Origin of the sequence: Streptomyces sp. NPDC005803 (assembly GCF_040630435.1) — a bacterium.
Classification (GTDB): Bacteria; Actinomycetota; Actinomycetes; order Streptomycetales; family Streptomycetaceae; genus Streptomyces.
The window spans coordinates 1-8,552 of record NZ_JBEXXO010000060.1 but is presented as its reverse complement, the minus strand read 5'-3'; the positions used below and the strand labels follow the sequence as shown (position 1 = coordinate 8,552).

The window sequence follows — 8,552 nt, the reverse complement described above, 5'->3', positions numbered from 1 at the left end:
GCTGGAACAACTCCCACAACTCGTCCGGCACCAGACGCTCAACGATCCCCACCATGACTCACAGAATACCGAGTCACCCAAATGAGATGACCTCTTACCCATGCTCACCCAGGCTCAGCGCTTCAATTCCCACCCTGCGGTCCAATACCTGGCAGGCACCGCAGAAGCCGTGCCCACCCGCTCCGACCTGTTCGACCTGGCCGTGCTAATCCCGCGTGATCCACCATCTGCCCGACCGTGTCCGGGTCGCACGCGAGCTAGTGACCTGGTTCGGAGATCCTGTCGCATTAGCGGCAGATGCGGTCGAGGATCTGGTCGGCTGTCTTGGTCCATTTGAAGGGCCGGGCATCGTCGTTCCAGACCTTGATCGACTCTTCGAGTGAGGTCTTGAGGTCTCGAGGGAGCAGAACACACCACGTGCGAGGCAGCGCCGTTCCAACTCGGCGAACCACCGCTCGACCTGGTTGATCCAGGACGAGTAGGTCGGGGTGAAGTGGAGCTGGAAGCGGGGGTGTGCGAGGAGCCACTTGTGCACCACCGGGGCCTTGTGGGTGGAGAGGTTGTCGCAGATCACGTGGACCTCCAGGCCCTTGTCGGTCTGGCAGTCGATCTCGTCGAGGAAGTCCCGGAAGTCCACCGCCCGATGCTGGGCGGAGAGCCTGGTGATCACCTTGCCAGTGAGGGTGTTCAGGGCGGCGAACAGGTCGACGGTGCCGTGCCGGACGTAGTCGAAACTCCGCCGCTCGGGCACTCCCGGAATCATCGGCAGGACCGGTGCGGTCCGCTGGAGGGCCTGGATCTGCGGCTTCTCGTCCACCGCGAAGACGACGGCGTTGGCCGGCGGAGCGAGGTAGAGGCTGACGATGTCGCGGATCTTGTCGATCAGGAACGGGTCCGGGGAGACCTTGAACGTCTCGGTCCGCCAGGGCTGGAGGCCGAAGGCGTGCCAGACCAGCTCGGTGCTCGTCCGCCGACGGTGGCCCGCTGGGCAGATCGGTCGGAGACGAGACCGGCGATCGCAAGGTGGATCTCGGCGTAGCTGTCGCGCTGTCCGGTGAATCTGCGCTAACGACCTCGTGCATGGTTGGGGTGAGGTCGTGTTGAGGTTGCGGTCGGCGTTTTGATCATGTGGCCGTGACGGAGGTGCGCGTGCCTTCGTGTGGTGGGTTGCTTGTTGGTCGGTGTGGCCTTGAGCAGGGCGTTCGCTCGCTCGGCGATCCCGTACCTCGGATGACCTTGTTGAACGTCTGCTGCGCCACGGAGACTTCCACTTGGCCAACATCACCGTGAGCGGGGTAATCCTCGACTGGGAAGGGTTTGGCCTGGCCCCGCGTGGCTGGGACGCCGCGCTGTTGCACGCCTACGCCCTCGCCGCCCCTGCTACCGCTGACCGCATCCATCTGGCGCTCGCGGACGTCCTCGACACCGAGGCCGGCCTGGTCGTCGCGGCTGATCTCCTGCAGCCAGTCTCGCGCGGAGATCACCCTCAACTCGCGGACCGCTCCGGGAACTGATTATGGCTCTCTCTCCTGACTGTGTGCTCCATCGCCTGTCGAACCACTTCGATGTCACCCGATAGTGCGGCAGACCCGACCGCTCGGCTTGGTCGCGGCGCTGCTTTGACTCTGCCTGCATGAGTCCCGTGCGGCCAGCAATCAGGTGAGCGGGGCCCGACTTGCGCCATGGAAACGAAGGCGGTGCTGCGCCCCTGCGTCTTGGAATGCAAGGGGCGAGCGGGCCGAGCACTCCTACCCGGCACACTCGCGCCTCTAGCCGCAAGACCCCATCGTCTCAGGGCTGCGCACCCGGTACACCGCCGTTCCGCCACCCCCGGCACCCCTCTCAGACCGGCCCCACGGCCAGCTGCTCCGCGGCCACCCGCAACCGCCCTGCACTGCGTCAGCTGACGGGAACCCCGCCTGGGTGGCAGCGCCTTGCCTTGCGACCGGAACCGCAGGGGCAAGCAGCGTTCTTGGGCACGTTACGGCCTGGTCCTTCGGGTTCGGTGCGTGCGCTGCGCGGGACCATGTCTTCGCCCCGTTTGCGCCACTGCTGCAGCGGCACCGGCAGAGCACCGGCACGCTCGAGAACCCAAGGGCCTGTCACGCAGAATGCCTCATCCCCGGACTCGCGGGAGAAAGTGAGGATCTCCTCCTCGCTGCCCCTCAGCAGCAGCCCGGCAACAGCCGGGTACTCCTTGCCCGCGAAGGTGCGCATCCCCTGCACCTTGAAGACGTTCTTGGCGAATGCGGCGCCTGCGATCAGTGCCGCTCCGGTGACCACATCACCCTCGCCCTTGTCATCCAGACGGTTGAAGAGCCGGATCAGGACCCGCTCCGTGTCGCTGACCGGCAGATCCTGCTCCCGTGCCAGAGCGTCGGCAAACTGTTCACGGATCTCATCGGGGGAGTGGTAGGAGAACTCGTCGGCCTGGCCCTGATGCTCGAAGTGCAGCGTGTGGACACCCTTTTGCAGCTCCGATTCGTGGGCGAACACCGTGCTGGTGGACTCGAACCCCACGAACCGCACCACCCGGTCCCGCACGGCCCCTTTACGGAACTCATCCCCCAGACGCGCCTGCGGAGAGAACAAAAAGGGACACACCTGGGCCGCGTACAGCGCACAGATTTCATGCACCGGGGCCTCGCCGAAAGCCGCCGCGGGCAGCGGCCCCTCCTTGAGCACCGTCTGCCAGCGCAGCTCGTCAGCGAACGGCAGACCGCAGACGGCGCACCAGTCGAACGTGGCCAGGGCCAGCTTGCGCCGCTCATTGATCGATCCGAAATCCACCCCTTGCGGGCCGCGCTCCACCGTAGCGATCACCGGGTACCCCCGCTGGTCGGCCGTCAGGTGCTCCATACGGCGCGGCAGCACGACCGTGCTCTGTGGTGCGTGATTCATCCCAGCCCCCTGTCACCGGCACAGGCCGGTGCTTACCCCTCTGCGTGCGCCCCCATCATGCCCGTCCCGCTGCGAGTGCCGGAGGCAAATGCCCGTTTGTTGCTCTGGAAGTCGACCCTGCACGCGAGCTGACCAGCCGCCGACCAACCCCTCCTCCGACGGCCGCTCACAGGGCCCCAGAAAGGTCCCGTCGCAGACCGTGCGTGATCCGACGCCACCGACGAGCTTCTGCGCTCGAAAGGAACCACGCCACGGTGGTCCGCTCGTCCAGATCGCCGAGCTCCTCCAAGCTCTTCGCCATCTCCTGCGCGCGCGTCGCGCCGTGCCGGGCCGCAGCCCGGGTGCTTCGGGCGAGTTTGTGCAGCCGGTGTGTGGCTCGGTAGTAGGAGACCTGGTTATCGGTCAGACGCCGAACGGCATAGCCGCCGCACTTGCGGCACGGGTCGAAGCCCTCATGGCCCATAAGTTCTTCCACGCTCACCTTGTCGTCGTCGCAGCTGAGGCCGCGCATTGGGCGCCGGTGAGCGCAGCCGGGGGAGTGGGCCCGGCCCTGGTACTTGCCGGTCGCGTCCGTCGTGTAGACCTGCACGCGGGCAAGGACACCCAGCGGCAGCGGCGGGACACCAGAAGGCCAGACCGATTCGGCGTCCGCCATGAAAGGCTCCAGGTCCAGCTGTTCCATGGCCAGGAGCCCATTCCAGACGTCAGCCGCAAAGGACCTGCGCGGATGACCCCGGTCGTCGCATTCATCGACATCAAGTGCGCGTAGATCTGTCACGGTGCGGGCAAGGACCAGCGACCGCAGCGCCTGCCCCGCCTCCCGGCGCCCCTCGCACAGCAGCGTGAGCACCCTCTCGCCTTCCGCCGCGCTCAGGCTGCGGCCGAACCCTTCATCGCAAGGGTCGAAAGCACGGCTGGCCCACAGCGCCGTGTCCTGCGTCCCAGCCACCGCGGCGGGCGCCTGCCGGCCCTCGAACAGCGCTTCAGGCACGTCACTGGCGCCGGCGATGATGACTCCCTGCCACCCCGCAGAACACCGCTTCTCCAGCACACTCAGTGGCACCACCTCCACCCCGGCCTCGACGCCGAGCACCACATACAGCTGCTCCGGATCCCGCACCGTGCTGCGCAGCGCGGCCAAGTCCTTCGGGGTGACCAGACGGCGGGCGCTGACCGGAGTGTCATCGAACACGCCCGGAGCCAGGCCGCCTGTCTTTTCCGGCGTCGCGGACTCGCCGGGCGCATCCTCCGTCACCGGGGCCGGCTCCTCGTAGGACAGGGCGCCCCGGTGCGACAGCAACTGGGCGGCCACTGGGCCGGGCACACGCACCGTGAGGGTCGACTGCTGCCAATCGGCCCCCACCGTGTACGAGACGAGGATGCCCCGCTCCCACTCGCCCAGCCGGTCCAGGACCGAGGTCCCGGAGCCTCTGACGGGCACGCTCCCTCCGGGCAGGCGCACAAGCAGGGCCTGCTCGGCAGCCCCTTCCGGTGCCACCGTGTGCGAAGCCTGTTCCGCCCACTGGTCCAGAAGTATCCGGGCGCGCTCCAGCATCTGCGCGCGCCCCTTACGCCGGCTGCTCATCGTGCCGGTGAGCTGGTAGACGAGGTGGTCGTGTTCCCGCGGATGCTCCCAGCTGTCCTTCGCGCAGGACTGCCACCGTTTCCACAACGAAGTCAGCTGCGCCGCCGCCTCGGCAGGGGAGCCCAAGGGGCTGAACGCCGGGTCGTCGCAGGGAAGCGTGGGCGTGTCCAAGGCCGCCACCTCAGCCGCCAGGACGAGTGCGTCCCGCTCGACGAGCTGCTCGGCCTGGGAGCGCAGCGCCTCCAGGCGCTCTTCCTTGTGACGCACCCCAGCTGCGGCCCAGCTCCGCAACCAGGGAAACAGGTCCAGGACCTGGTGTACTCGGATCAGACTGGCCAGCGCACCGTGCCACTCGGCGAAGACCAACTCGCGTACGCGTCGGGCTTCCTGGAGTTCCTCCCAGGCCGATTCATCTTCGTCCTCGTCCTCGGCCTCTTTCGAGGTGGTGGCAACCGGGCCGCCGGAGCAAGGCCGGTGCAGGAGGGAAGCGGCCTGAGCCACCTGCAAATCGCTGCACGCCTCCTCGTCTGCCTCGTTGTAGGAACCCATCTCATACAGCAGCCCGAGGCCGGTCACCGTGCGCAGGAAGATACCCAGGCCGGTCCCTTCACGCGCCCACGAGCCGTACGTCGTGCACTTGGGACACATCCGGCCGACCACCTCGGCACCCAGCCGTACTTTCCGTTCGGTGACGGTGCGGGCAGAGCGCACATAGGAACACGAGTGCGCGGCGTGCAGTTTGGCTCGCTTGCCCGGCGCGGACCACACCGTGATCCGGGCGCCTTCGAACGGGCCAAGCGGTACATCCGGTGTCAGCAGACCGTACGTCATACAACCCCCTCATGACGGTCTCGAAGCCTAGCTCTGACCACCGACAGCGGTGACCGCTTTCCGCCGGCACGCCACGGGCCGGCGCCGCCGTGCTCGGGAAAGGCCACCAACTACATCAATATTTGCAAATGCAATGATTAATGTAGTTGGTGGATGGAAATTCATGCTTTATGCGGGATGATTGATGGGATGTATTTCTCGCGAGTATTCCTTCCTCTGAATAACGTGGGCGCTTGCGTCCTTAATGATCCGAGTAAGTCTGCAAGTGTGGCCGCCCGATCCAGTCGAAGACCGGGCGGCAGGGGGCAGGAACTGCTGCTCGAGACATGTCTGCAGCAAGCCTGCGGTTCAGGAGCGCGGAGTCTGAGGAGGCCGCCAGGTCATTTTGTCCCGGCTTCATGGTGCATCGGGCGGGGGTACGAGGCCCGGTGGCGCTCTGCCTTGGTGCGGGTTCCTACGGTGTGTCGGAGTCACGCGGCGGCAGTCCGGGGATGGCGCCGTCGGCCAGGCTGGTGCGGATCTCACGTACCGCTGCCTTGGGAGAGCCGTGCAGTTCGGTGCAGGCGATGATGACTTGCCCACCGGCGCCTGAGGGGTGTTGTGAGGTGGCTAGCTCCGTCAGACCGTCGAGCAGGGCGGCGCCGGTGCGCTGGTCCTTGGGGCTGTTGCCGAGGCCGGTGAAAGGGCTGTCGAGCATCAGGAACTGAGGCACCGGCATGGCGGGGACTTCCCGCGCGGCGTCACGCAGCGCCAGCAGGGTGCTGACATTGATCCGTGTTCTGCCGTGTCCGGTGACGACAGTCGAATCGAATGCTCCCCCGTTGATGGTGACGGAGAAGTCCTCCGGGCTGACCGAGGCGGTGGTGATCTCCGGATCGCATGCCCGCATACGTCGCAGCAGGTGGTCCGACCACCGGTCGGTGCCCTGCTTCACCATCAGGTCGGTGTCGTTGCGTGCCGCGGTGTATGCGGCTTCGGCCGCTTCCTTGGGCTCCTGGAGCTGCGGCAGCTGTTCGCGTAGTCCGGTCAGTTCGGCGAGCTCCCGAAGGTGTTCGGTGTTGTGTTCGAGCCGGGCGGCCACCTCTCGCACGGAAGCTTCTGCCTCGACCACGATCTGTTGCTGTGGTGCGATCACGTCCTGGGCGAAGCCTCGTGCGCTGGCCCAGGCCTCCGTATGGGCCCGGTCGGCATCGCCGGCCCGGCCCCGCGCGTCCTCGGCGGCCTGCGCCGCCCGGCGGGCTGCTTCACGAGCCCGCTCGGCACCTTGCTGCGCCTGGGTCATCCGCTGCTGGAACTGTTGGGCGCGCTGCTGAGGCTCCGGGTCAATCCGCCGGCACACGGGGCAGTCATCCTGCGACAGCCCTGCCAGATCCAGCGGCCGCACGCACTGGGGGCAGAGGCTGGGATCGGTGGCTGCCTCTCGAAGCCCAGCCAGGCGTCCCCGGGCTTCGGCTGCGGCCGCCTCCAGCAGACGTGCCGTCCGCTCCCGGTCGTCGGCTGCCGTCCGGGCGGTCCGGCGCGCCTCCTCCGCGGCGGAAGCCTTTTGTTCCAGTGCGGCCAGTTCGCGCTGCAGCCGGCTGAGGTCAGCGCCTGCGTGACGGGCTTGAGCGGACCCCTCTTGGTGCTGCGCGGTCCACTGGGCGGCCCGGCGCTGCAGATTCTCGACAGACGGAAGCTCGTGCTCCTCACGGTCGCGCAGGATCCTCTTCACCCGGTTCTTCGCCGAACGCCACTTCTTGGTCTTGTCGGCAGAGTCCTGGCGCAATGCGTCGACGGTCTTGTGATCAGCCCCCAGCAGCACACGGCCCACGCAGACCCGCTGTTCCTTGCCCTGACCGCCGAGGTACTGGGTGGGCAGGCTGTCCTGGCGTGCGTAGATCCACGGCTGCAGCAGGTCCAAAGTGACGCGGGTCCGCCCAGTGCCCAGCCTGGGAATGCCGAGCAGGTCCTGGAAAGCGTCGGCAGCGGCCCTGCGGGACTCGCCGCCCTTGACCGGATGTTGTTCCTCGACACCTGTTGTGATGTTGGTGAAGGCCACATCGTCCTGCGGGTTCGTTGTGCTGCGGGTGATGCGCCACTGTGGTGGTCCGATGCGTGCTGTGAAGCCGATACGGGCGCATGCCGCGGCAGCGCGCATCAGTTTTGTGTGATCGACGCCGAGCGTCCACCAGATGGCTTCCAGCAAGGTGCTCTTGCCCGAGCTCGTCTCCCTGGTCAGTGCCGTGAGTGGGGCATTGAAGCGGCGCTCTGGCGCCCCTTCGGCCACCTCGAAGAATGCGGTCTCGATGTTGAACGCGACCATCTGTTGCCTCCCGCGGATTCGACGGTGCTCCCCGCACGGCCGTGTAGCGGTAACGAGCGGCTGTCCGTGACGGTGACGCACAGCCGCTTCCCAGACACCCATGCGCCCTGGCACCGGCAGCACGGGACAGTCCTATGACTGAGACGACAAGGACATCTCAGGTCGCCCTACGGCGCTCTTCGGCTTCGCGAGAGACCTTGTTGACCAGGTTCCAAAACGAGTCCGCAGGCCCGGCGCCCGCCGTGGTGCGGCCGGCAGCTCCCGGGCCGAAGAGCTCAGAGACCCGATGCTCCCAACACCTTCGGCACTGACAGTCGCCCGCGCTGTGAGTGGGACAAGTCCGGTCAGCCATCTCGTATACCCGGGCAGCCAACGCCTCCGCCCGCGCCCTCCACTGGCCCGCATCAGACCGGGCACTCGAAGCCTCCTGCTCAGCTCGCCTCTTCGCACCGATCATCGCCCAGTCTGGCCCGCCACCGTAGTAGCTCATGATTCGCCTCTCACAGATCGTCGCCCCCTCCTACAGCAACGCCACAACCGCTCAGCGAGACACGCAGCCCCCAACCCCGGGCCAGACCAGCGAGCCCCGGAGGGGATCGCGATCGTCACCCGACAACCCAGAAAAGCAGTTGGGACCTGGAAGGGCCCAACCCCCCACCACACTTCTGACAAAACATCAATTCCAATGGCCATGGAATGGCCATATCTTTTCCGGGGCATGGAATGCCCCAACAAAGCTTCAGAGAAAAGAAAATGAGACTCACTCATACACACCATCCGTGCCGGAGGCACGCGAATCTCTTCCGCCCGGAGGGCGGAAGAGAAACCACGCCCCGGAGGGGCGGCGGAAAGCGCCGGAGGCGCTTTCCGCGCTTTTCGGGCGGGGACGCCCGAAACGAGCGAAGCGAGTATTTGCTTCCGGAGGAAGAGCAA

Annotated in this window: 5 protein-coding genes; 1 reads left to right on the top strand and 4 read right to left on the bottom strand. The window is 66.7% G+C overall.

The window, feature by feature from the left end; all coding sequences use genetic code 11:
* Positions 1–205: 205 nt before the first annotated feature.
* Positions 206–1,282 (bottom strand): IS630 family transposase, encoded by a 1,077-nt coding sequence (locus tag ABZ454_RS38460; protein WP_359544074.1) that lies wholly within the window; start codon positions 1,280–1,282, stop codon positions 206–208.
* On the opposite strand from ABZ454_RS38460, the gene ABZ454_RS38455 reads away from it, so the two are divergent.
* A complete protein-coding gene (locus ABZ454_RS38455) occupies positions 1,248–1,514 on the top strand; it encodes a phosphotransferase (RefSeq protein WP_359544073.1) in 267 nt (88 codons plus the stop codon). The two genes, ABZ454_RS38460 and ABZ454_RS38455, sit on opposite strands and share 35 nt — an antisense overlap.
* A 385-nt stretch (positions 1,515–1,899) precedes the next feature.
* On the opposite strand, the gene ABZ454_RS38450 is transcribed toward ABZ454_RS38455, so the two are convergent.
* The 3 genes from ABZ454_RS38450 to ABZ454_RS38440 form a co-directional block, all read right to left on the bottom strand.
* Positions 1,900–2,901, bottom strand: coding sequence for an SEC-C metal-binding domain-containing protein (locus ABZ454_RS38450; protein WP_359544072.1), 1,002 nt, complete (start codon positions 2,899–2,901; stop codon positions 1,900–1,902).
* A gap of 166 nt (positions 2,902–3,067) precedes the next feature.
* Positions 3,068–5,317 (bottom strand): hypothetical protein, encoded by a 2,250-nt coding sequence (locus ABZ454_RS38445; RefSeq protein WP_359544071.1) that lies wholly within the window; start codon positions 5,315–5,317, stop codon positions 3,068–3,070.
* A 454-nt stretch (positions 5,318–5,771) separates the two neighbouring features.
* Positions 5,772–7,619, bottom strand: a complete 1,848-nt coding sequence (locus ABZ454_RS38440; protein WP_359544070.1) for an ATP-binding protein — start codon at positions 7,617–7,619, stop codon at positions 5,772–5,774.
* Between the last annotated feature and the right edge of the window lie 933 nt (positions 7,620–8,552).